Below are 20,152 nucleotides of genomic sequence, written 5' to 3' on the forward strand. Positions count from 1 at the left end.
CTCGGCAACCCGCAACCCTCAGCACACCGGCTCCTCCCATGCAGTTCGAAGTACGTACCCTGTCGCCGGAAATGGTGATCGGCCGCCAGGTGGTCGATGGCCGCGATGAAGCGGATGCGCGCCGCCAGGTGGAGGCGCGCGGCTTGTTCGTCAGCGCCATCGCACCGGTGCGCGGCGGCCTCGGCCTGCCGCTTGGGCGCGGCAAGGGCAGGTCGCTGTCGCTGGTGCTGTTCAGCCAGGAACTGCTGGCGCTGCTCACCGCCGGCCTGGGCGTGGTCGAAGCGCTGGAAGCGCTGCTGGAAAAGGAAGCCAGCCCCGCCACGCGCAGCGTGCTCGAACGCCTGCTGGGCGGCCTGCGCGAAGGCCAGCGCTTCTCGGCCGTGCTGGCCGACCAGCCGGAACTGTTCCCGCCGCTGTACGTCGGCATCGTCAAGGCCGCCGAAGGCACTAGCGACCTGCCGCGCGCGCTGGCCCGCTTCATCGACTACCAGCAGCGCATCGACACGGTGCGCGCCAAGATCGTCAGCGCCGCCATCTATCCCTCCATCTTGCTGCTGGTGGGCGGCGGCGTCAGCCTGTTCCTGATCGCCTACGTGGTGCCGCGCTTCGCCGAGGTCTACCAGGGCGCCGGGCGCAACCTGCCGTGGATGTCGCAGCTCATGCTCAGCTGGGGCCAGTTCGCCGCCGCGCACACCACCGCCTTGCTGGGCGGCGTGGCGCTGGTGCTGGGCACGCTGGTGTTCGGCCTGCGCCGCCTGATGGCCAACGGCGGCTTGCTGCGCCTGATGTCGCGCCTGCCGGGCATCGGCGAGCGCGTACGCATTTACGAACTGTCGCGCCTCTACCTCACGCTGGGCATGCTCAGCGAAGGCGGCATCACCATCCTGCACGCCATCGACACGGTGCAGGGCATGGTGTCGCCCTCGGTGCGCCAGGGCTTGCAGGCGGCGCGCGCGCACGTCGAATCCGGCCTGCCGCTGTCGTCCGCCTTCGAAGCGAACGGCCTGACCACGCCGATCTCGCTGCGCATGCTGCGCGTGGGCGAGCGCACCGGCGACATGGGGCCGATGCTGACCCAGTCGGCCGCCTTCTACGACGGCGAAATCAGCCGCTGGATCGACCGCTTCACGCGTACCTTCGAACCGCTGCTGATGGCCTGCATCGGCCTCGTGGTGGGCGCCATCGTCGTGCTACTCTACATGCCAATTTTCGACCTCGCTGGAGACATGTCATGACGCCAACCCCGGCGATCGACCACGCCACGCTGGTGCGCGCCCGCGCGTGCGCCGGGCAGAGCAAGCGCAGCCTGGTGGAAGAGCTGCAAGCGCTGACCGGCATCGAGCCGCGCCTGGCGGTGCAGGCGCTGGCCCAGCCCTTCGGCCTGGCGGTGCTGGAAACGGTGGACATGCTGGGCTTCACGCCGGCTTTCGACCTGCTGCCGCTGTCGCAAGCCATGGCGCGCCGCTGCGTGCTGCTGCGCGCGCACGACGGCGTGCTGGTGGGCGTGATCGCCGACCCGTTCGACCTCGACCTGCAAACCTGGCTGGGCGCGCAGGCGCGCGCCACGCCGCATGCGCCGCTGCACACGCGCCTGGCGCTGCAGTCCGATATCCAGGCCTATCTGTCCAAGCAGGAAGAATCGGCGCGCGCGGTGGACAGCCTGCTGCCCGGCGCCAGCGAAGGCCGGCGCGACGGCAAGACCGCCGCCGTGCTGTCCTTCGCCTCCGTGTCCGAAGCGGCCAGCCCCGCCGTGCGCCTGGTGAATTCCACGCTATACGACGCGCTCAAGGCCGGCGCCTCCGACATCCACCTGGAAAGCACGGCCGGCGGCCTGGCCGTCAAATACCGCGTGGACGGCGTGCTTGATCACGCCACGGCGGTAAACGGCATCGAAGTGGCCGAGCAGATCATCTCGCGCCTGAAGGTGCTGGCCGAACTGGACATCTCCGAACGCCGCATCCCGCAGGACGGCAGCTTCCGCGTGGAGTCCGGCGGGCGCGAGATCGACTTGCGCGTGTCCATCATGCCCAGCATCCATGGCGAGGACGCGGTTATCCGTATCCTCGACAAGCGCGCCATGATCGAAGCCTACGGCTCGCTCACGCTGGAGGCGCTGGGCTTCGACGCGCCCTCGCTGGCCACCTTGCGCGTGCTGGCGCAGGAAGCCTACGGCATGCTGCTGGTGACCGGCCCGACCGGCTCGGGCAAGACCACCACGCTGTATGCCGCGCTGACCGAGATCCACAACGGCCGCGAAAAAATCATCACCATCGAAGACCCGGTGGAATACCAGCTGCCCGGCATCTTGCAGATTCCGGTCAACGAGAAGAAGGGCCTGACCTTCGCCAAGGGCTTGCGCTCCATCCTGCGCCACGACCCGGACAAGATCATGGTGGGCGAGATCCGCGACCGCGAGACCGCCGAAATCGCCGTGCAGTCCGCGCTCACGGGCCACCTGGTGCTCACCACCGTGCACGCCAACAATGTGTTCGACGTGTTCGGCCGCTTCACCCACATGGGCATCGATCCGTATGCCTTCGTGTCGGCGCTGAACGGCATCTGGGCGCAACGCCTGGTGCGCATCAACTGTCCGCACTGCGCGGCCGAATACACGCCGTCGGAGCAGGAACTGGCCAGCGTCAACCTGTCGCGCGCCGACGTGTTCGACTACCGCTTCATGGAAGGCAAGGGCTGCGGCGACTGCCGCGGCACCGGCTACAAGGGGCGCCGCTCGATCGCCGAGATCCTCACGCTGAACGACGAAATACGGGAACTGATCGTGGACAAAAAACCGATCCGCCAGATCAAGGCCGCCGCCTACAAGAACGGCACGCGCAGCCTGCGGCTGGCGGCGCTGGAGCTGGTCAAGCGCGGCGGCACCACGCTGTCCGAAATCAAGCGGGTGACCTTGCATGCCTAAGCCATTCAACCGTTTGCCGGGCCAGGCGCTGCGCATCGGCGTATCGGGCTTTGCCGTCAGCCTGCTGCGCGTCAGCCGCTGGTTCGGACCGAAGGCCGAACTGCTGGCGGAGCAGCCGTTCTCGCCGGAAGGCGTCAGCGCGCTGCACGCCCACCACGCTATCGGCCTGGCGCTGCGCGAGCTGCTGGCCGGGCAGGACGTGCAGGGCTGGCCGGCCGGCTTCGTGCTGGCCGACGACCTGGCGCGCATGTGGCAGGTCACGCCGCCCGCGCAGGCGGCGCGCCTGGCCGACCTGGAAGCGGCCGCCGCGCTGCGCTTCCACGGCCTGTACGGCGAACCGGCCTCCGGATGGAAAATCGTCGCCGACTGGGACACGCAGCGCCCGTTCTTCGCCGCCGCCATGCCGCAGCCCCTGCTGGCCACGCTGGAGCAGGTGGCCACCGACCACGCCATGGCCGTGGTGGAAGTGCAGCCGCACTTCGTCACCGCGTGGAACCGCTGGCATGGCGCGCTGAAAGCGGGCGCCTGGTTCGGCCAGGTGCACGACAACCTGCTGACGCTGGCCGTTATCGACAGCGGGCGCCTGCACGCGGTGCGCGCCTTGCCGGTGCCGCGCGGCGCAGACCAGTACTGGCTGTCGCAAACGCTGAAGCGCGAAGCGCTGCTGGCAGGGCTGGAGGCGCCGCAGCTGGTGCAGCTGTGCGGCCAGGTGCCGGCGCAGCTGGCCAAGCCTGCCGCCAATGCGGACCAGGTTTCCTGCAGCGTGCTGGGCGCCGCCATGCCGGGCGAGGAGAAGTGGTCGCTGGCCAGCGTGCTGGCGCGTGGAGGGCTGGCGGCATGAGGACGATGCGCATCGACTTCGCGGCGCCCGGCTGGCGCCGTGCCATGTACCGCCTGCATCCGGCCGCACTGGCAGGCTGCGTGCTGGGCCTGGCGCTGTGCGCCGGGGCGGGCCTGTACGGCTACCAGATGGTGCAGCAGCAGCGCACCCGCGCGGCCCAGCTGCGCGAACTGGAACGCCAGCAGCAACGCATGCTGGTGCAGCAACAGCAGCAACTGGCGCAGCAGCGCATGGGCGCGCAGGGCGCGGCCGCGCTGCAGGCGGCCAAGGTGCAGATCCCGGATGCGCAGGCCAAGGCCATCAACGCCACCGTGCTGCAACTGAACCTGCCGTGGCGCGACATGCAGGAAGCCGTGGGCGCGGCCACGCCGCCCAATATCGCCTTGCTGGCGCTGGAGCCGGACCCCAACAAGCAGATGCTGAAGATCAGCGCCGAGGCGAAGAACGCGGACGACATGATCGACTATATCGAGCAGCTCAAGCAGCAGGAATTCTTCGTCGGCGCCGCCTTGTCGCGGCACGAAATCAACGACGCCGATCCGAACCGGCCGATCCGCTTCCAGGTTGAAGCGCAGTGGGGCACGCGATGAAGGCGCAGCAGATGCAGCTGTCCGTGCCGGCCTTGCTGCTGCGCGCGCGCCTGGCCGTGGCGCGCGCCGGGCCGGGCGCCTGCGCGGCAGCCGTGCTGTGCGTGGCCGGCGCCGCCGCGTGGGCCTGGCTGATCCCGCAGCGCGCCGAACAGCGCCAGGAGCTGGCCCGCCCGCTGCCCCTGCCGAGCGCGCTGGTGGTGGCCGCGCCGCCGCCGTCGGCCAATGAAAACCTGGCGCTGTTCCAGGAGACGCTGGGCGAGAAGCGCTACGCCGAGCAGCATGTGAAGGTGCTGTTCGGACTGGCCGCGAAGGCTGGCCTGAGCCTGAACCAGGGCGAGTACAAATTCGGCTATGACAAGGCCAGCCGCGCCACCAGCTACCAGATCACGCTGCCGGTGAAGGGCAGCTACCAGGCCATCTGGCAGTTCGCGCTGGCTGCCTTGCGCGAGCTGCCGTTCGCCGCGCTGGACGATATCGGCTTCCGCCGCGAGAACATCGGCGACGCGCAGGTCGAGGCGCGCGTGCGCTTCACGCTGTACCTGAAGGACGCACAGCCATGACGCCGCGCCACATGCTGATGGCCGCCGCGCTGATCGTTGCCGCCGGCCTCGTGATCTTCGGCGACAAGACGCCGGCCGGCAGCGAGGTTGCCGAAGCGGTGGACCGCCGCGGACCGGCGCCCGCCGCCACCGGCGCCTCCTCCGGCACCAGCGCCGCCAGCGCAGCGCCTGCCGGCATGGCCGATGTCGTGCTGGCCGCGCCCGCCGCACGTTCCGTGGCCGCGAACGGCGCCAAACCCGCCGCGCCCGAGGTACAGATCCTGCGCCTGCAGCCGCGCGCCGAATTGATCGGCGAAATGGGCGAGGGCAGCTTCGGCGGCGGCGGCGCCGTATTCGGCAGCCAGAACTGGACACCGCCGCCGCCACCGCCGCAGGCCCCGCCGCCGCCACCGCCGCCGCAAGCGCCGCCACTGCCGTTCACCTACATCGGCAAGGCCGCCAGCGAGGGCGCCTGGGAAGTCTTCCTGGCGCGCGCCGACAAGACTTACGTGGTGCGCGCGCACATGGTGATCGATGGCGTCTACCGCGTCGACGCCATCGCGCCGCCCATGCTGAAGCTTACCTATCTGCCGCTGAATCAATCCCAGCAGCTCAATATTGGAGTTCCCGACTAATGGCCTGCATCCCACACCGCATGTTCAAAACCACGGCCATGGCCGCGCTGGTGGCGCTGGCCCTGGCCGGCTGCGCCGGCGAGATGGCCTACCGCGAAGGCCGCACGCTGGTCGAACAGAACAACCCGGAAGCGGGCCTGGCCAAGTTCCAGGAAGCCATCGCCAAGGAACCGAACAATGCGCAGTTCCGCTCCGCCTACCTGCTCACGCGTGACCGCACCGCCGTGCGCTACCTGGAACAGGCCGACCGCGACCTGGCCGATGGCCGCCGTCCCGCTGCGCTGCAGGGCTACCAGCGCGTGATCGCGCTGGACCCGATGAACGAGCGCGCCCGCGCCGGCCTGCGCGCGGTGGAATCGGCCGAGCGCCTGGAAAAGATGGTGGCCTCGGCCGCCGAACTGGCCGCGAAAAAAGACTACGACGGCGCCAAACAGAAACTGAGCGCCGTGCTGGCTGAAAGGCCGTCCTACGAGGAAGCGCGGCTGATGCTGCGCGACGTGAACGACAAGAGCGCCCAGCCCACGGCCGAAACGGGCTTGTCGAAAGCCTTCAAGCAGCCCATCAGCATCGAGTTCCGCGACGCGCCGCTGAAGCAGGTGTTCGAGATCATCGCGCGCCGCTCGGGCCTGAACTTCGTTTTCGACAAGGACGTGAAGACCGATCAGAAAGCCTCCATCTTCCTGAAGAACAGCACGGTGGAAGCGGCGGTGTACTACCTGCTGATGACCAACCAGCTGGAGCAGCAGGTCCTGGACGGCAACACCATCCTGATCTATCCCAACGTGGCGGCCAAGCTGAAGGAATACCAGGAGATGGTGGTCAAGACCTTCTTCCTGGCCAATGCCGAAGCCAAATCGGTGGCCAATACGCTCAAGACCATCCTCAAGACGCGCGACGTGGTGGTGGATGAAAAACTGAACCTGCTGATCGTGCGCGACAACGCCGAGGCGATCCGCCTGGCCGAGCGCCTGGTGGCGCTGCAGGACGTGGCCGAACCGGAAGTGATGCTGGAGGTGGAAATCCTGGAGGTGAAGCGCACGCGCCTGATGGAGCTGGGCGTGGCCTGGCCCACCAACGTCACCTTCGGCCCGCTGATTTCATCCGGCGGCACGGTGCTGACGGTGAATGACCTGAACCATCTGAACCAGCGCAGCATCGGCGTGTCCGCGCTCAACGTGACGGCCAAGGTCAACAAGACCGACGGCGACAGCAACCTGCTGGCCAATCCGCGCATCCGCGTGCGCAACAAGGAAAAGGCCAAGATCCTGATCGGCGACAAGGTGCCCGTGATCACCACCACCATCTCGCCCGGCACCGGCGGCTTCGCCAGCGAATCGGTCAGCTACGTGGACGTGGGCCTGACCCTGAACGCCGAGCCCACTATCTACCTGAACAACGAAGTGGCGATCCGCGTCGCGCTCGAGGTCAGCAACCTGGTGAGCCAGGTGGAGACCAAGTCCGGCACCAAGGCATACCAGATCGGCACCCGCCAGGCCACCACCATGCTGCAGCTGAAGGATGGCGAGAACCAGGTGCTGGCGGGCCTGATCAACAACGAAGACCGCAGCAACGGCAGCAAGGTGCCGCTGTTCGGCGACGTGCCCATCCTGGGCCGGCTGTTCGGCAGCACCACGGACGACAAGCAAAAAACCGAGATCGTGCTGTCGATCACCCCGCACCTGATCCGCAACGTGCAGCGTCCCGAAGCGGCCGCCGCCGAGTTCTCGGCCGGCACCGAGGGCAACTTCCGCCGCCGCCCCGATCCCGCCGTGCGCACCCCGGTGGCCTTGCCGCTGGGCGCGCCCAGCGTCCCGGCCGCGCCGGTGCGCCCGGCGGCGCCGCAGCTGCCTGCGCCAGGCCAGGCTCAGCCGCAAGGGCAGGGCGCCCAGCCGCTGACCGTCCCGGCGCCCGGCCAGCCTGCCCCAGCCGATGCGGCGCCGGGCGCGTCGTCCGGGCCGGCGTCCCTGCCGGCCAGCGCGCCGGCCGGCGTGCCGCTGTCCACCTCGCAGCCCGGCCCGGCCACCAGCGTGGCTCAGCCCGAGCCGGCGCCACCGATACCGGCCCCGCCGCAGCCGCCCGCCAAATGAACGCACGGCGCCGTGGCTTCACGCTGATCGAACTGCTGGTGACGCTGGCCATCCTGGGCCTGCTGGGCACGCTCGTGGTGCCGGTGGCCCAGGTGACCATCCAGCGCCGCAACGAACAGGAGCTGCGCCGCTCGCTGAACGAGATCCGCCAGGCCATCGACGCCTACAAGCAAGCCTATGACGACGGCCGCGTCGCCAAGAGCACCGTCAGCACCGGCTACCCGAAGAACCTGGAACTGCTGGTGGAAGGCGTGCCGGACCAGAAAAGCCCCAAGCGCAGCAAGATCTATTTCCTGCGCCGCATCCCGCGCGACCCCTTCAGCGCGGAGCCGGACGCGGCCGACGCGCAAACCTGGGCAAGCGCAGCTACGCCAGCGACGCCGACCAGCCGCGCGAAGGCGAGGACGTGTACGATGTCTTTTCCCTGTCCGAAAAGACCGGCCTGAACGGCGTTCCCTACAAAAAATGGTAAGCATGAAGAAATTCAACAAGGGCTTCACGCTGATCGAGCTGCTGGTGGTGCTGGGCATCATTGCGCTGCTGCTGACACTGGCCGTGCCGCGCTATTTCCCCAGCGTGGACAGCGCCAAGGAAACCATCCTGGCCGACAACCTGCGCAACACCCGCGCCACCATCGACCAGTACTACGGCGACACCGGCCGCTATCCCGACACGCTGGAGCAGCTGGTGGAGAAAAAATACCTGCGCGCCGCGCCTATCGACCCCATCACCGAAAGCAGCACCACCTGGATACTGGTGCCGCCGGAAGATGGCAGCAAGGGCGGCGTGGCCGACCTGAAGAGTGGAGCGCCCGGCAATGACCGCCATGGCAAGCCCTACGCGGACTGGTAGGCTGCCGGGGCGCCGCCGCGCCGCCGGCTTCACCTATATCAGCCTGATCATCCTGGTGGCCATCATCGGCCTGGTGGGCGCCACCTCGGTCAAGCTCGGTTCGATAATGCAGCGCAGCGCCGCCGAGCGCGAACTGCTCAACATCGGCGCCCAGTTCAGCGACGCGCTGCAAAGCTACGCCAAGGCCACGCCGCCCGGCCAGCCCACGCAGCCTCCTTCGCTGAAGGAGCTGCTGCTGGACCCGCGCTTTCCTGGCGTGCGGCGCCACCTGCGCAAGATCTTCGTCGATCCCATGACGGGCAGAGCGGAGTGGGGCATGACGTATGTGGCGGGCACCACGGGCGTGGTGGCGGTGTACAGCCTGTCCACCGCCAAGCCGGTCAAGATAGGCAACTTCCCGGCCCGCTTCCAGGGGTTTGAAGGCAAGCAGCGCATCTCCGACTGGAAATTCGTCAGTGCGGGCGACGCACAGCCGCTGCCGGGGCAGCCGGTCAGCAAGCCCCAGCCCGGCGAGCAGCCGCAGCCCGGGCAGCCGCAGCAGCCCAAGTCCGGCGATCTCCCTGCCATGCCGGCGCAGCCTGCCGACCCTCCCGCCGAACCGGCGGAACCGGCCGAGACGCCGCCAGAGCCCCCGGCGCGGCCCGAACCGTCAGGCGACGAGGCCAGAGCGGACGATGTCAAGCCCGATCCCGACCCGCCGCCCGAACCGCAAAGGTAAATAAAACTCCGCCCGGATGCCCTGTTGCATGCCGGGCTTTTTATTTACTGAAATATTGCTATGCAACATAAATAATAGACTTGCATAAATTACTTTATTGTCGGAAATTAAATATAATCAAAAGAACAAGACTTCCGTGAGGTTTATGCTATGCTGTTTTCGCAGTCCCGATCAACGTTGGTTGGCTGTTCGACCAATAACATCAACTTTTTAAGGATAACCTATGAAATTGAAACTTATTGTTGCGAGCCTGATGGCCGCAGCATCTTTCGGCGCCTCCGCGGCTGATCAGCTAGTTATTCTGGATGACAACCCACTGGCGAATAACTTCTTCCAATCCGTCAAATCGCCGACCGATGATGTGCTGTCGGGCGGCTCCGACGTGATCACTTTTGGCGGCCTGGCACCAGGCCTGTACGAGATCGTCGTGACGATCAGCGGCCAAAACCTGACCTTCGACGGCACCCAGTCGAACCTGAACGGTACCACCGGCAGCGTGTTTAACGATGGCAAACTGCGCTTCTTCGGCGTTGAACACAGCGGCGCGGCCCCATTCGTGCTGAACCTGTTCGGCACCGGTTCGGTGGGCGCCAAGTACAGCGGCGAAGTGACGGTGACGGCTGTACCGGAACCAGCTACCTACGGCATGCTGCTGGGTGGCCTGGGCATCCTGGCGTTCCTGGCACGCCGCAAAAAAGATACCGACGCGTGACGCGGGACCAAGTTTAAAAAAAACCCGCGCAAGCGGGTTTTTGTATTTTAGAGGCAAGTTTTTATTTGGCGCGGCGTTTAAAGTCGCGGAAGCGGAAGCCCATAATAAATAATGCTAGGAAATAAATAACGGCGCAAATAGTTATTAATAGAAATAATGCGCCTGCCCGCAGGAAAGGATGCTGGTGCATCGCCAGCCAATCAACTTTTGCTGCACTGAACCATGCGGCTGCGCCCATCAAACTGACCGCTACCAAGAGTTTCAAATAGAATTTCCCCCAGCCAGCTTTCGGCTGGTACACGCCGCGCTTGCGCAGGCCGCGGTACAGGAAGGCGGCGTTGATGCAGGCTCCGAGTCCGATTGAAAGCGCGAGACCGGACACGGCAATGTAGGGTACAAACAACAAGTTCATCAGCTGCGTGGCCACCAGCACGCCGACCGCGATCTTCACCGGCGTGCGGATATCTTGCTTGGCGTAAAACGCCGGCGCGAGTGTCTTCACCAGGATGATGCCGATCAGGCCAGCGCTATAAGCCATCAGCGGCTGGGCCGACATGACGGCGGCCTCGGCTGTGAATTTGCCGTAGTGGAAGAGGGTGCTGATCAGCGGCACCGCCAGCGTGGCCATGCCCACCGCCGCAGGCAGCGCCAGCAGGAAAGTCAGGCGCAGGCCCCAGTCCAGCAGGTCCGAATATTCCTCGTGGTCCGCGTCAGCATTGGCCTTGGCCAAGCTGGGCAGCAGGATGGTGCCCAGCGCCACGCCCAGCATGGCGGTCGGGAATTCCATCAGCCGGTCGGCGTAGGACAGCCAGGAAATGCTGCCTTCGGCCAGGCGCGACGCGATGCTGGTGTTGATCATCAGGCTGATCTGCGCGGCCGACACGGCAAACACGGCCGGCCCCATTTTCTTCAGCACGCGCCGCACGCCGCCGTCGCGCAAGCCCACCATGGGGTTCAGGTACAGGCGCGGCAGCATGCCGATGCCGATCAGCGCCGGCACCTGGATGGCCACCTGCAGGATGCCGCCCACGAACACGGCGATGGCCATGGCGTAGATGGGCTGCTCCAGGTGCTGGGCCAGCAGTAGCGAGGCGGCGATGAAGCTCAGGTTCAGCAGCACCGGCGTGAAGGCGGGAATCTTGAACTGGCGCCAGGTATTCAATATGCCGCCGGCCAGCGCCACGAAAGACATGAAGGCGATATACGGGAACATCAGGCGCGTCATCCACACCGAAGCCTCGAACGCGTCCGGCGTGCTGCGCAGGCCGGTGGCGATCAGGTAGACAAACAGCGGAGCGCCTATAATACCGGCCACGCTCACCAGCACCGTGGCCCACACCAGCGTAGTGGCCACGTGGTCGGCCAGATCCTTGCTGGCTTGCTGGCCGTGCTGGTTCTTGTATTCGGCCAGGATGGGCACGAAGGCTTGCGAGAACGCCCCCTCGGCAAATAGCCGGCGCAGCAGGTTGGGGATGCGGAAGGCGACAATGAAGGCGTCGGTGTAGGCGCCGGCGCCAAAGGCCCGCGCGAACAGGCTTTCGCGCAGCAGGCCGGTGACGCGGGACAGCATCGTCATGCTGGAGATGGCGGCGAGGGTTTTGAGCAGGTTCATGGGCCGCGATTATAGCGGGCGCATCCATCGCACAGGCTTAAGCCCCCGTGAAAGTGCTGTGAAAAGAGCAATTTGCCATTTTGGGAATTGCCCTGCCGCCAAAAGCCCGCTATAATTTAAGGCTGTACAGATTTCAGTATCGCAGACACTAATGTTTTGCCAGCGTCCCTTGGCTTACATGGTTAGGCAGACAGACTGAACAAACACCTGTTTGGCAAACGCTATTGTTTGCAAACGAACTTTGACAACGATTAGGAACCACCATGGCAAATACCGCACAAGCGCGCAAACGCGCTCGTCAAGCAGTCAAGCAAAACGCTCACAACTCGGCTCAGCGTTCGACCCTGCGCACCGCAATCAAGGCAGTGCGTAAAGCGATCCAGGGCGGCGACAAAGCTGCTGCTACCGCAATCTTCCAGGCATCCGTGTCGACCATCGACAGCATCGCCGACAAGAAAATCATCCACAAAAACAAGGCAGCTCGCCATAAGAGCCGTCTGGCCGCTGCTCTGAAAGCACTGGCAGCCTAATTCCGCTGGCGGCGCTTGCGCCGCCGCGTCGTGAAGCACGATGTAAGAAAACCCGCGTGGCGCAAGCCATCGCGGGTTTTTGCGTTTGCCTGCAGGGATGCTGTTACTTGGAGGCGGCGGAGGCGGCCGAGGCAGCCGATGCTGCAGCGGAAGCCGATGCTTTCTTGTGGTGTTTCTTCTCTTTCGGTGCCGAAGCGGCCATCGAGGCGGATGCCGACGCTGCCGGAGCGGACGCCATGGCCGACGCCGACGCCGAAGCGGAGGCTGCAGGAGCGGCAGCAAAAGCGGATGCAGCGAACAGGGAAGCAACCAGAGCAGCGATAAGTTTGGACATGTCGATTTCCTTTAGCGGTTTTTGACAACGAGGAGATTCGGATGAATCTGCTTCATTAACGCTGAGAACTATCGGCAGTTGACATGATTTTCATCAAATTCCGGAACTATTTTTGCTGCTATGCATCAATACGCACGCTGCCAGCCCCTCTCAGCGCGGCCGCAAATCCTTGGGCGACACCTCCATCCACTCGCCCGGCATCAGCGGATGGCTGGCCAGCGAAATGCCGCCGATGGCGCTGCGCACCAGGCGCAGGGTAGGGTGGCCGATGGCGGCCGTCATGCGCCGCACCTGGCGGTTTTTGCCTTCCTGTAGCGTGATGGCCAGCCAGGCGGTGGGCGCATCGGCGCGGCTGCGGATGGGCGGATTGCGCGGCCACAGCCAGGCCGGCTCGGCAATGCGCACCGCCTTGCAGGGCTTGGTGGTGAAGTCGCCCAGGTCGAGCGGGGCCTGCAGGCGCGCCAGCGCGTCCGCGTCCGGCACGCCTTCCACTTGCACCAGGTAGACCTTGGCCTCCTTGCGTTCGGGATGGGCGATCTCGTGCTGCAGCTTGCCGTCGTCGGTCAGCAGCAGCAGGCCCTCGCTGTCCGCGTCCAGCCGGCCGGCGGGGTAGACGTTGGGCACCTTGACGTAGTCGGCCAGCGTTTCGCGCTCGGGCTGCGGGGAAAACTGGCACAATACCTGGAATGGTTTGTTGAATAAGATTAGCGGCATGGCAGAATTGTACCGTGGCGCTGGTTAAAATACTGGTGCATAATGTGAAACACACGTCTTATGTCTTATAGAAGACCTACCCCATCCACCTCGGAGATCACGATGTTTCAACATATCAAAGTTCCGGCTGACGGCCAGAAAATCACCGTCAATGCCGATTTTTCCCTGACCGTACCCAACCAACCCATCATCCCCTTCATCGAAGGCGACGGCACCGGCGTGGACATCAGCCCTGTGATGATCAAGGTGGTGGATGCGGCGGTGGCCAAGGCCTACGGCGGCCAGCGCAAGATCAGCTGGATGGAAATCTACGCCGGCGAGAAGTCGACCAGCGTGTACGGCCCGGACGTGTGGCTGCCGGAAGAAACCCTGCAAGTGCTGAAGGACTACGTGGTTTCCATCAAAGGCCCGCTGACCACGCCGGTCGGCGGCGGCATCCGTTCGCTGAACGTGGCGCTGCGCCAGGAGCTGGACCTGTACGTCTGCCTGCGCCCGGTGCGCTACTTCGCCGGCGTGCCCTCGCCGGTGCGCGAGCCGGAGAAGACCGACATGGTCATCTTCCGTGAAAACTCCGAAGACATCTACGCCGGCATCGAGTACCAGGAAGGCAGCGAAGGCGTGAAGAAGCTGATCGACTTCCTGGTCAAGGAAATGGGCGTGAAGAAGATCCGCTTCCCGGACAGCTCCGGCATCGGCATCAAGCCGGTCTCGCGCGAAGGCACCGAGCGCCTGGTGCGCAAGGCCATCCAGTACGCCATCGACAATGACAAGCCTTCCGTGACCATCGTCCACAAGGGCAACATCATGAAGTACACCGAAGGCGGCTTCCGCGACTGGGCCTACGCCCTGGCACAGAAGGAATTCGGCGCCCAGCTGATCGACGGCGGCCCATGGTGCAAGTTCAAGAACCCGAAAACCGGCCGCGAAATCACCATCAAGGATTCGATCGCCGACGCCTTCCTGCAGCAGATCCTGCTGCGCCCGGCCGAGTACAGCGTGATCGCCACCCTGAACCTGAACGGCGACTACATCTCGGACGCGCTGGCCGCGCAAGTGGGCGGCATCGGCATCGCGCCGGGCGCCAATATGTCGGACTCGGTGGCCATGTTCGAAGCCACCCACGGCACCGCGCCTAAGTATGCCGGCAAGGACTACGTGAACCCGGGTTCGCTGATCCTGTCCGCCGAAATGATGCTGCGCCACATGGGCTGGACCGAAGCGGCCGACCTGATCATCTCGTCCATGGAAAACGCCATCGCCTCGAAGAAAGTCACCTACGACTTCGCGCGCCTGATGGAAGGCGCGACCCAGGTGTCGTGCTCCGGCTTCGGCGACGTCATGATCGACAACATGTAACTTGCAAGCCGGCGGCGAGGTCCGCCGTACAAGGCTGCCAGGCCCCGCACTACGCGCGAGTGCGGGGCCTTTTTGCTTGGTGTATGCTGATGCTAGACGACAACACAGGAGCAGTTATGCAGTGTCCATTCTGCGGCGAAGGTTCACTGGTGCACCAGACCAGGGACATGCCGTACACCTACGAAGGCAAATCCACCGTCATCCCTGCCGTGACCGGCGACTTCTGCGGCGCCTGCGGCGAATGCGTGTTCACCGACAAGGAGAGCAAGCGCATCGGCGACGCCATGCTGGCCTTCAACCGCGAGGTGCAAGCAGGCAAGTGATTTTAATGCAACTTTGTTTCTATTTTGTAATTTAAATGTATAATGGGGAAATTCCATTCCCATCATACAAGGCTCCTATGTTCCGTTCCATGTTGTTGCTGGCGTGCGCCAGCGCCTTCGCCACCTGCGCCCACGCCAACCTGATACAGAACGGCAGCTTCAGCAATTCCAACGTCGGCAGCGGCAGCGCCTTGTACGGCAACGGCTTCAGCTCCACCGTGGTGTCCGCCCCGGGCTGGACCTTCACCAACGGCAGCGGCATCATTGACCATTCCTGGGACGGCGTGGCCTCCCAGGGCACCGTGGCTTTCCTGCAGAATTACAGCCCCTTTGGCTGGGCCGACCCGGTCCTGTCGCAAGTATTCAGTTCCGCAGCCGGCAGCTTCCAGGTCAGCTTCCAGCTGTCCCAGCGCACCGGCAACCACGAAAGCGTGAATGTCCTGATAGATGGCAAGGCGCTGGCGCCGACGCTGCAGCCGGTGGACTCAAGCTGGACTTCCTACACTTATAATATTTCCGGCCTGACCGGCGGCAGCCACACGCTGAGCTTTAACGGCATCAACCTGTCGGGCGCCGCCGACTCGTCGCTGTTTATCGACAATGTCAGCGTGAACGCGGTGCCGGAACCGGGCAGTGTGGCCTTGCTGCTCGCCGGGCTGGGTGTGGCCGGCCTGGTGCGCCGCCGCCGCGCCAAATAAGGGCGGCGCCTCCGACGCAAGCGACAACGCCAACCGCTCCGGTTGGCGTTGTTGTTTGGAGACGAAAAAAAACCCCACGATTGCGGGGTTTCTCACTTCCAGAACAGCTATTGCTTACATCGACTGGATGTTGGAAGCTTGCTTGCCTTTAGGGCCTTGGGTGACTTCGAACTGAACTTTTTGACCTTCTTTCAGGGTCTTGAAGCCATTCATGTTGATCGCGGAGAAGTGTGCGAACAAATCCTCGCCGCCATCATCAGGAGTGATGAAGCCAAAGCCTTTGGAGTCATTGAACCACTTAACGGTACCAGTTGCCATAAAAAAAACTTTCAATAAAAACGAATCACACGAGCCATAAAAGCAAGAAGCTTCCTGCCCCCTCCTCGACGCCTCACTTCTTATCAACATGTACATTTCTGCACGAGTCGATATCGCATTGTTGGCGGAACAATTTTTAATGTCAAGCGCTTTCGCAGCCCTATTAGTATTTTTCTTGCAACAGCTGCACAGCCTGTCAGAAAAGCCACTCTTGATTTTGACGCGACGGGCGCCATCTGCGCCAAGTCGGGAAAACGCGTAAGATGGAATACAAATGGATTTACGTCCATAAAGCACGTTGCAACAACACCGAAAGCATTAGAATATAAGCGTATGGCAACCAAGCATGACACCGAACAGCTGCTGGAACGGCAGACGCTAAAACCGCCTCCCCTGTACCAGGTGGCGTTGCTGAATGACGACTACACACCGATGGAATTCGTGGTGGCCATCATTCAGGAGTACTTCAACAAGGACCGTGAAACGGCCACCCAGATCATGCTGAGCGTGCACCGCTACGGCAAGGGCGTGTGCGGCGTCTTCTCGAAGGATATCGCGAGTACCAAAGTGGAGTTTGTATTAACGCATGCACGCAAGGCAGGCCACCCCCTGCAGTGTGTGATGGAGGAAGTATGATTGCGCAGGAACTGGAAGTAAGTTTGCACATGGCGTTTGTCGAAGCACGGCAGGCACGGCATGAATTCATCACGGTAGAGCATCTGCTGCTGGCGTTGCTGGACAACCCATCGGCGGCCGAAGTGTTGCGTGCTTGCGCAGTCAACATCGAGGACCTGCGGAAAACCCTGACCAACTTCATCGGCGATAACACGCCGACCGTGCCGGGCACGGGCGAAGTGGATACCCAGCCGACGCTGGGCTTCCAGAGGGTGATTCAGCGCGCCATCATGCACGTGCAGTCCGCTTCCAACGGCAAGAAGGAAGTTACCGGCGCCAATGTGCTGGTGGCCATCTTCGGCGAGAAGGATTCGCACGCGGTCTACTACCTGCACCAGCAGGGCGTGACCCGCCTGGACGTGGTCAACTTCATTTCGCACGGGGTGCGCAAGGACCAGCAATCGGATGCCGCCAAGGCGTCCGAGGGCGTGGAAGAGGGCGCCCCCGGCGCCGAGGGCCAGCAGAAGGAAAGCCCGCTCGACCAGTTCACGCAGAACCTGAACAAGGCTGCCGCCGACGGCAAGATCGATCCGCTGATCGGCCGCGAAGAGGAAGTGGACCGCGTGATCCAGATCCTGTGCCGCCGCCGCAAGAACAACCCGCTGCTGGTGGGCGAAGCCGGCGTGGGCAAGACCGCCATCGCCGAAGGCCTGGCCTACCGCATCACGCAAAGCGACGTGCCGGAAATCCTGCAGAACGCCGTGGTCTACTCGCTGGACATGGGCGCGCTGCTGGCCGGCACCAAGTACCGCGGCGACTTCGAGCAGCGCCTGAAGGCTGTGCTCAAGCAGCTCAAGGACAACCCGAACGGCATCCTGTTCATCGACGAGATCCACACCATCATCGGCGCCGGTTCGGCCTCGGGCGGCACGCTGGACGCGTCCAACCTGCTCAAGCCGGCGTTGGCCAACGGCCAGCTGAAATGCGTCGGCGCGACCACGTACACGGAGTTCCGCGGCGTGTTCGAGAAGGACCACGCGCTCTCCCGCCGCTTCCAGAAAGTGGATGTGAACGAGCCTACCGTCGAGCAAACCGTGCAGATCCTGCGCGGCCTGAAGTCGCGCTTCGAGGAACACCACGGCGTGAAGTATTCCGCGTCCGCGCTGTCCACCGCAGCCGAACTGGCGGCCCGCTTCATCAACGACCGCCATCTGCCCGACAAGGCCATCGACGTGATCGACGAAGCCGGCGCAGCGCAGCGCATCCTGCCGAAGTCCAAGCAGAAGAAAACGATCGGGAAAACCGAGATCGAGGAAATCATTTCCAAGATCGCGCGCATCCCGCCGCAAACCGTCAACCAGGACGACCGCAGCAAGCTGCAAACCATCGACCGCGACCTGCGCAACGTGGTGTTCGGCCAGGACCCTGCCATCGACGCGCTGTCGTCCGCCATCAAGATGGCGCGCGCCGGCCTGGGCAAGACCGACAAGCCGATCGGCTCCTTCCTGTTCTCCGGTCCGACCGGCGTGGGCAAGACCGAGGTGGCCAAGCAGCTCGCCTTCATCCTCGGCATTGAACTGATCCGCTTCGACATGTCCGAGTACATGGAGCGCCATGCCGTGTCGCGCCTGATCGGCGCGCCGCCTGGCTACGTCGGCTTCGACCAGGGCGGCCTGCTGACCGAGGCGATCACCAAGAAGCCGCACGCCGTGCTGCTGCTGGACGAGATCGAGAAAGCGCATCCGGACATCTTCAACATCCTGCTGCAGGTGATGGACCATGGCACGCTGACCGACAACAACGGACGCAAGGCCGACTTCCGCAACGTGATCATCATCATGACCACGAACGCGGGCGCCGAGAGCCTGCAGAAGACGTCGATCGGCTTCACCACCACCAAGCAGGCGGGCGACGAGATGGCCGACATCAAGCGCATGTTCACGCCGGAGTTCCGCAACCGCATCGACGCGACCATCAGCTTCCGCGCGCTGGACGAGGAAATCATCCTGCGCGTGGTGGACAAGTTCCTGATGCAGCTGGAAGAGCAGCTGCACGAGAAGAAGGTGGAAGCTGTGTTCACCGAGGCGCTGCGCAAGTTCCTGGGCAAGAAGGGCTTCGACCCGCTGATGGGCGCGCGCCCGATGTCGCGCCTGATCCAGGACATGATCCGCAAGGCGCTGGCCGACGAGCTGCTGTTCGGCCGCCTCGTGTCCGGCGGCCGCGTGACGGTGGACCTGGACGAGAAAGACCAGGTCAAGCTGGAGTTCCCCGAATCGGACGCCGCGCCCAGCCCGCCGCCCGAAACGGTGGAAGTCGACTAAGCCGCAAGGCCGAAAAAAACCGCCCTCGGGCTAATGCCGTTCAGTTAAGGGCTTTTCTTTAGTACCCTGGCGGCATATTTCCTTGGTCTGCCCTTGACGGCCCGGTCGAATTTCCGACCGGGCCGTTCCTCATTGAGGAGGGTAACCAACCTTTCCCGCAAATGCTTCATCGATGCCGGCAGCTTGCCGTAAGAGCGCGTGACGCCGGCCCAGTGCAATTCGAACTGGATGAGGTGGAATGCCCTGATGAAGCTCACCTCCGATGGCTCGCACTTGGCGACTAGTGCCGCCTTGGCGATTTCCAGTCGAATCAGATTGTATGCAGTCAGCGTGCCCCATATTTCCTGATACACGCCTTCGACCGTCTTTGATCGCAAGGTGAACGCCGTGCCCAGCATGGTCTGTTTGAGCTCGCGGTAACTGGTTTCGATGCCCCAGCGTCGTTCATAGCAGGCCGCCATGTCGGCAGCGCGATAGCGCCGACGGTCGCGTAGCGAAGTAAGCAGGATCCTTTTGCGCGCCTGTTGGTCAACCACTGTGATGGCGCGCGCTTCCCAGAACTCCGGCAATGCCGGACACTTGACGCGCGCTTGTGGTGATACCCGCATGCGCACGATGGCGTCGTGCTCATCGCCCTCGATCACCTCCCACTTGGTGTTGGATTTGGCGGGGATGAGAAAATGGCGGTTCTCGGCCCCGGTCGTCACAGCGCACAGAATTTCGGCCGCCAGAAAGCCCTTGTCAAATATGGTGAGCGAATCAGCCGGAATATGGGGTACCAGCTCTTTAGCATAGGCCATCTCGTTGCTTGCGTAAGGCCCAAACGCGGCGTTGCGAATCAAGTGGGTGGGGAGCGCGGTCAGCGTTACGCCGCGTACTTGCGGATAGCCGGCCACAGTGTCGCCGGCGTAATTTTGCGCACCGAAATGGACCCTGTTATCCGCTGTGTCGTGGGTGCGCAAGGTCGTGCCGTCCATAGCGAACAACTGGAGCCCCTTGAATACATAGGCCCGGCGATCTTGCTCGCACCAGGCTTGCGCCGAGCGCTCGAACAACCATTGCAGTGGCTCGGCCCCGAGGCGCTGACGCGCCTGGGCCGCCGCACTTTTACTCACAAAAGGCGCTTGCGCGTCCGGCAATGCCAAGCCCAAGTCGTCAAGTACCTCGCCTATGGATTTGTGCCGGTACAGCGCCAGAGCGATGATCAACCACACCACTTGCTCGGCTGGCAACCGACGCTGGCGGATGCTCACCGCGTGTGTGCAGACAACCGCTTCTTCGATCCAATCATAGGGTAAGTGCTGCCCAAGCCGCCGCCAATCGGGGCACTCTAAACCATCGGCGAGGAAATGAACGGCGTCATCTAGCATTGCGACGCAGGTTAACAGCGATTTGCAATGTTTACAACCACAAAATAAAAATGCCGCTCAGTCTTAA

21 protein-coding genes and 1 pseudogene are annotated in these 20,152 nt (G+C 63.8%); 18 read left to right on the forward strand and 4 right to left on the reverse strand.

The genetic code is table 11. From position 1 onward, the window contains the following. Window positions 1-38 precede the first annotated feature (38 nt). The 11 genes and pseudogenes from ACFJI2_RS04005 (at window position 39) to ACFJI2_RS04055 (ending at window position 9,894) form a co-directional block, all read left to right on the forward strand. Entirely contained in the window at window positions 39-1,235 is a 1,197-nt protein-coding gene (locus tag ACFJI2_RS04005; RefSeq protein WP_377703845.1) for a type II secretion system F family protein, read from the forward strand. After that, window positions 1,232-2,920 (forward strand): GspE/PulE family protein, encoded by a 1,689-nt coding sequence (locus tag ACFJI2_RS04010; RefSeq protein ID WP_377703846.1) that lies wholly within the window; start codon window positions 1,232-1,234, stop codon window positions 2,918-2,920. The genes ACFJI2_RS04005 and ACFJI2_RS04010 overlap by 4 nt, the downstream gene beginning before the upstream one ends. Continuing rightward, window positions 2,913-3,761, forward strand: coding sequence for a hypothetical protein (locus tag ACFJI2_RS04015; RefSeq protein ID WP_377703847.1), 849 nt, complete (start codon window positions 2,913-2,915; stop codon window positions 3,759-3,761). The genes ACFJI2_RS04010 and ACFJI2_RS04015 overlap by 8 nt, the downstream gene beginning before the upstream one ends. Then, a complete protein-coding gene (locus ACFJI2_RS04020) occupies window positions 3,758-4,351 on the forward strand; it encodes a hypothetical protein (RefSeq protein ID WP_377703848.1) in 594 nt (197 codons plus the stop codon). The genes ACFJI2_RS04015 and ACFJI2_RS04020 overlap by 4 nt, the downstream gene beginning before the upstream one ends. After that, on the forward strand, window positions 4,348-4,911 hold the full coding sequence (locus ACFJI2_RS04025; RefSeq protein WP_377703849.1) for a hypothetical protein: 564 nt from the start codon (window positions 4,348-4,350) through the stop codon (window positions 4,909-4,911). Before ACFJI2_RS04020 ends, ACFJI2_RS04025 begins: the two co-directional genes overlap by 4 nt. Then, window positions 4,908-5,525 carry a hypothetical protein gene (locus tag ACFJI2_RS04030; RefSeq protein ID WP_377703850.1) on the forward strand — a complete coding sequence of 206 codons (618 nt, stop codon included), beginning with the start codon at window positions 4,908-4,910 and terminating at the stop codon, window positions 5,523-5,525. The genes ACFJI2_RS04025 and ACFJI2_RS04030 overlap by 4 nt, the downstream gene beginning before the upstream one ends. Continuing rightward, window positions 5,525-7,612, forward strand: coding sequence for a secretin N-terminal domain-containing protein (locus ACFJI2_RS04035; protein WP_377703851.1), 2,088 nt, complete (start codon window positions 5,525-5,527; stop codon window positions 7,610-7,612). Before ACFJI2_RS04030 ends, ACFJI2_RS04035 begins: the two co-directional genes overlap by 1 nt. Continuing rightward, a pseudogene (locus ACFJI2_RS04040) lies at window positions 7,609-8,084 on the forward strand (type II secretion system protein). The gene ACFJI2_RS04035 and the pseudogene ACFJI2_RS04040 overlap by 4 nt, the downstream one beginning before the upstream one ends. Continuing rightward, window positions 8,078-8,464 (forward strand): type II secretion system protein, encoded by a 387-nt coding sequence (locus tag ACFJI2_RS04045; RefSeq protein ID WP_107876827.1) that lies wholly within the window; start codon window positions 8,078-8,080, stop codon window positions 8,462-8,464. Before ACFJI2_RS04040 ends, ACFJI2_RS04045 begins: the two are co-directional and overlap by 7 nt. Beyond that, on the forward strand, window positions 8,439-9,182 hold the full coding sequence (locus ACFJI2_RS04050; RefSeq protein ID WP_377703852.1) for a type II secretion system protein: 744 nt from the start codon (window positions 8,439-8,441) through the stop codon (window positions 9,180-9,182). The genes ACFJI2_RS04045 and ACFJI2_RS04050 overlap by 26 nt, the downstream gene beginning before the upstream one ends. 223 nt (window positions 9,183-9,405) lie before the next feature. Continuing rightward, window positions 9,406-9,894 (forward strand): FxDxF family PEP-CTERM protein, encoded by a 489-nt coding sequence (locus ACFJI2_RS04055; protein WP_377703853.1) that lies wholly within the window; start codon window positions 9,406-9,408, stop codon window positions 9,892-9,894. Window positions 9,895-9,955: 61 nt separating this feature from the next. On the opposite strand, the gene murJ is transcribed toward ACFJI2_RS04055, so the two are convergent. After that, on the reverse strand, window positions 9,956-11,506 hold the full coding sequence (murJ, locus tag ACFJI2_RS04060; RefSeq protein ID WP_377703854.1) for a murein biosynthesis integral membrane protein MurJ: 1,551 nt from the start codon (window positions 11,504-11,506) through the stop codon (window positions 9,956-9,958). Between the two features lie 263 nt (window positions 11,507-11,769). On the opposite strand from murJ, the gene rpsT reads away from it, so the two are divergent. Together rpsT and ACFJI2_RS04070 are read left to right on the forward strand one after the other, a co-directional pair. Further along, window positions 11,770-12,036: a 30S ribosomal protein S20 gene (gene rpsT, locus ACFJI2_RS04065; RefSeq protein WP_056402684.1), complete on the forward strand. Its 267-nt coding sequence runs from the start codon at window positions 11,770-11,772 to the stop codon at window positions 12,034-12,036. 56 nt (window positions 12,037-12,092) lie between these two features. Beyond that, window positions 12,093-12,395, forward strand: coding sequence for a hypothetical protein (locus ACFJI2_RS04070; RefSeq protein WP_377703855.1), 303 nt, complete (start codon window positions 12,093-12,095; stop codon window positions 12,393-12,395). A 125-nt stretch (window positions 12,396-12,520) separates the two neighbouring features. Here the strand turns inward: ACFJI2_RS04070 and ACFJI2_RS04075 are convergent, their stop codons facing one another. Continuing rightward, the gene (locus ACFJI2_RS04075; protein ID WP_377703857.1) at window positions 12,521-13,084 is read right to left on the reverse strand and encodes a pseudouridine synthase; all 564 of its coding nucleotides are present in this window, start codon (window positions 13,082-13,084) and stop codon (window positions 12,521-12,523) included. 102 nt (window positions 13,085-13,186) lie between these two features. Here ACFJI2_RS04075 and icd point away from each other — a divergent pair, with 102 nt between their 5' ends. The 3 genes from icd (at window position 13,187) to ACFJI2_RS04090 (ending at window position 15,461) form a co-directional block, all read left to right on the forward strand. Then, a complete protein-coding gene (gene icd / locus ACFJI2_RS04080; protein WP_377703858.1) occupies window positions 13,187-14,440 on the forward strand; it encodes an NADP-dependent isocitrate dehydrogenase in 1,254 nt (417 codons plus the stop codon). A 116-nt stretch (window positions 14,441-14,556) separates the two neighbouring features. Continuing rightward, the gene (locus ACFJI2_RS04085) at window positions 14,557-14,763 is read left to right on the forward strand and encodes a type II toxin-antitoxin system MqsA family antitoxin (protein WP_377703859.1); all 207 of its coding nucleotides are present in this window, start codon (window positions 14,557-14,559) and stop codon (window positions 14,761-14,763) included. Between the two features lie 77 nt (window positions 14,764-14,840). After that, on the forward strand, window positions 14,841-15,461 hold the full coding sequence (locus tag ACFJI2_RS04090; RefSeq protein WP_377703860.1) for a PEP-CTERM sorting domain-containing protein: 621 nt from the start codon (window positions 14,841-14,843) through the stop codon (window positions 15,459-15,461). A 114-nt stretch (window positions 15,462-15,575) separates the two neighbouring features. On the opposite strand, the gene ACFJI2_RS04095 is transcribed toward ACFJI2_RS04090, so the two are convergent. Beyond that, window positions 15,576-15,779, reverse strand: a complete 204-nt coding sequence (locus ACFJI2_RS04095; protein ID WP_056403455.1) for a cold-shock protein — start codon at window positions 15,777-15,779, stop codon at window positions 15,576-15,578. Between the two features lie 333 nt (window positions 15,780-16,112). Here ACFJI2_RS04095 and clpS point away from each other — a divergent pair, with 333 nt between their 5' ends. Beyond that, window positions 16,113-16,415: an ATP-dependent Clp protease adapter ClpS gene (gene clpS, locus ACFJI2_RS04100; protein ID WP_056402670.1), complete on the forward strand. Its 303-nt coding sequence runs from the start codon at window positions 16,113-16,115 to the stop codon at window positions 16,413-16,415. After that, window positions 16,412-18,715, forward strand: coding sequence for an ATP-dependent Clp protease ATP-binding subunit ClpA (clpA, locus tag ACFJI2_RS04105; protein WP_107877978.1), 2,304 nt, complete (start codon window positions 16,412-16,414; stop codon window positions 18,713-18,715). The genes clpS and clpA overlap by 4 nt, the downstream gene beginning before the upstream one ends. 44 nt (window positions 18,716-18,759) lie before the next feature. Here clpA and ACFJI2_RS04110 read toward each other — a convergent pair whose 3' ends face one another. Then, window positions 18,760-20,085 carry an IS4 family transposase gene (locus ACFJI2_RS04110; RefSeq protein WP_377703861.1) on the reverse strand — a complete coding sequence of 442 codons (1,326 nt, stop codon included), beginning with the start codon at window positions 20,083-20,085 and terminating at the stop codon, window positions 18,760-18,762. Between the last annotated feature and the right edge of the window lie 67 nt (window positions 20,086-20,152).

Origin of the sequence: Pseudoduganella sp. UC29_71 (assembly GCF_042693265.1) — a bacterium.
Lineage (GTDB): Bacteria > Pseudomonadota > Gammaproteobacteria > Burkholderiales > Burkholderiaceae_D > Rugamonas.

Excerpts from the sequence above, each read along its gene's own strand:
- icd (WP_377703858.1), top strand. The coding sequence starts at position 13,187 with ATGTTTCAACATATCAAAGTTCCGGCTGACGGCCAGAAAATCACCGTC.
- ACFJI2_RS04005 (WP_377703845.1), top strand. The coding sequence starts at position 39 with ATGCAGTTCGAAGTACGTACCCTGTCGCCGGAAATGGTGATCGGCCGC.
- ACFJI2_RS04045 (WP_107876827.1), top strand. The coding sequence starts at position 8,078 with ATGGTAAGCATGAAGAAATTCAACAAGGGCTTCACGCTGATCGAGCTG.
- clpA (WP_107877978.1), top strand. The coding sequence starts at position 16,412 with ATGATTGCGCAGGAACTGGAAGTAAGTTTGCACATGGCGTTTGTCGAA.
- ACFJI2_RS04085 (WP_377703859.1), top strand. The coding sequence starts at position 14,557 with ATGCAGTGTCCATTCTGCGGCGAAGGTTCACTGGTGCACCAGACCAGG.
- ACFJI2_RS04020 (WP_377703848.1), top strand. The coding sequence starts at position 3,758 with ATGAGGACGATGCGCATCGACTTCGCGGCGCCCGGCTGGCGCCGTGCC.
- ACFJI2_RS04030 (WP_377703850.1), top strand. The coding sequence starts at position 4,908 with ATGACGCCGCGCCACATGCTGATGGCCGCCGCGCTGATCGTTGCCGCC.
- ACFJI2_RS04035 (WP_377703851.1), top strand. The coding sequence starts at position 5,525 with ATGGCCTGCATCCCACACCGCATGTTCAAAACCACGGCCATGGCCGCG.
- ACFJI2_RS04055 (WP_377703853.1), top strand. The coding sequence starts at position 9,406 with ATGAAATTGAAACTTATTGTTGCGAGCCTGATGGCCGCAGCATCTTTC.
- clpS (WP_056402670.1), top strand. The coding sequence starts at position 16,113 with ATGGCAACCAAGCATGACACCGAACAGCTGCTGGAACGGCAGACGCTA.
- murJ (WP_377703854.1), bottom strand. The coding sequence starts at position 11,506 with ATGAACCTGCTCAAAACCCTCGCCGCCATCTCCAGCATGACGATGCTG.
- rpsT (WP_056402684.1), top strand. The coding sequence starts at position 11,770 with ATGGCAAATACCGCACAAGCGCGCAAACGCGCTCGTCAAGCAGTCAAG.
- ACFJI2_RS04090 (WP_377703860.1), top strand. The coding sequence starts at position 14,841 with ATGTTCCGTTCCATGTTGTTGCTGGCGTGCGCCAGCGCCTTCGCCACC.
- ACFJI2_RS04010 (WP_377703846.1), top strand. The coding sequence starts at position 1,232 with ATGACGCCAACCCCGGCGATCGACCACGCCACGCTGGTGCGCGCCCGC.
- ACFJI2_RS04110 (WP_377703861.1), bottom strand. The coding sequence starts at position 20,085 with ATGCTAGATGACGCCGTTCATTTCCTCGCCGATGGTTTAGAGTGCCCC.
- ACFJI2_RS04015 (WP_377703847.1), top strand. The coding sequence starts at position 2,913 with ATGCCTAAGCCATTCAACCGTTTGCCGGGCCAGGCGCTGCGCATCGGC.
- ACFJI2_RS04025 (WP_377703849.1), top strand. The coding sequence starts at position 4,348 with ATGAAGGCGCAGCAGATGCAGCTGTCCGTGCCGGCCTTGCTGCTGCGC.
- ACFJI2_RS04095 (WP_056403455.1), bottom strand. The coding sequence starts at position 15,779 with ATGGCAACTGGTACCGTTAAGTGGTTCAATGACTCCAAAGGCTTTGGC.
- ACFJI2_RS04075 (WP_377703857.1), bottom strand. The coding sequence starts at position 13,084 with ATGCCGCTAATCTTATTCAACAAACCATTCCAGGTATTGTGCCAGTTT.
- ACFJI2_RS04050 (WP_377703852.1), top strand. The coding sequence starts at position 8,439 with ATGGCAAGCCCTACGCGGACTGGTAGGCTGCCGGGGCGCCGCCGCGCC.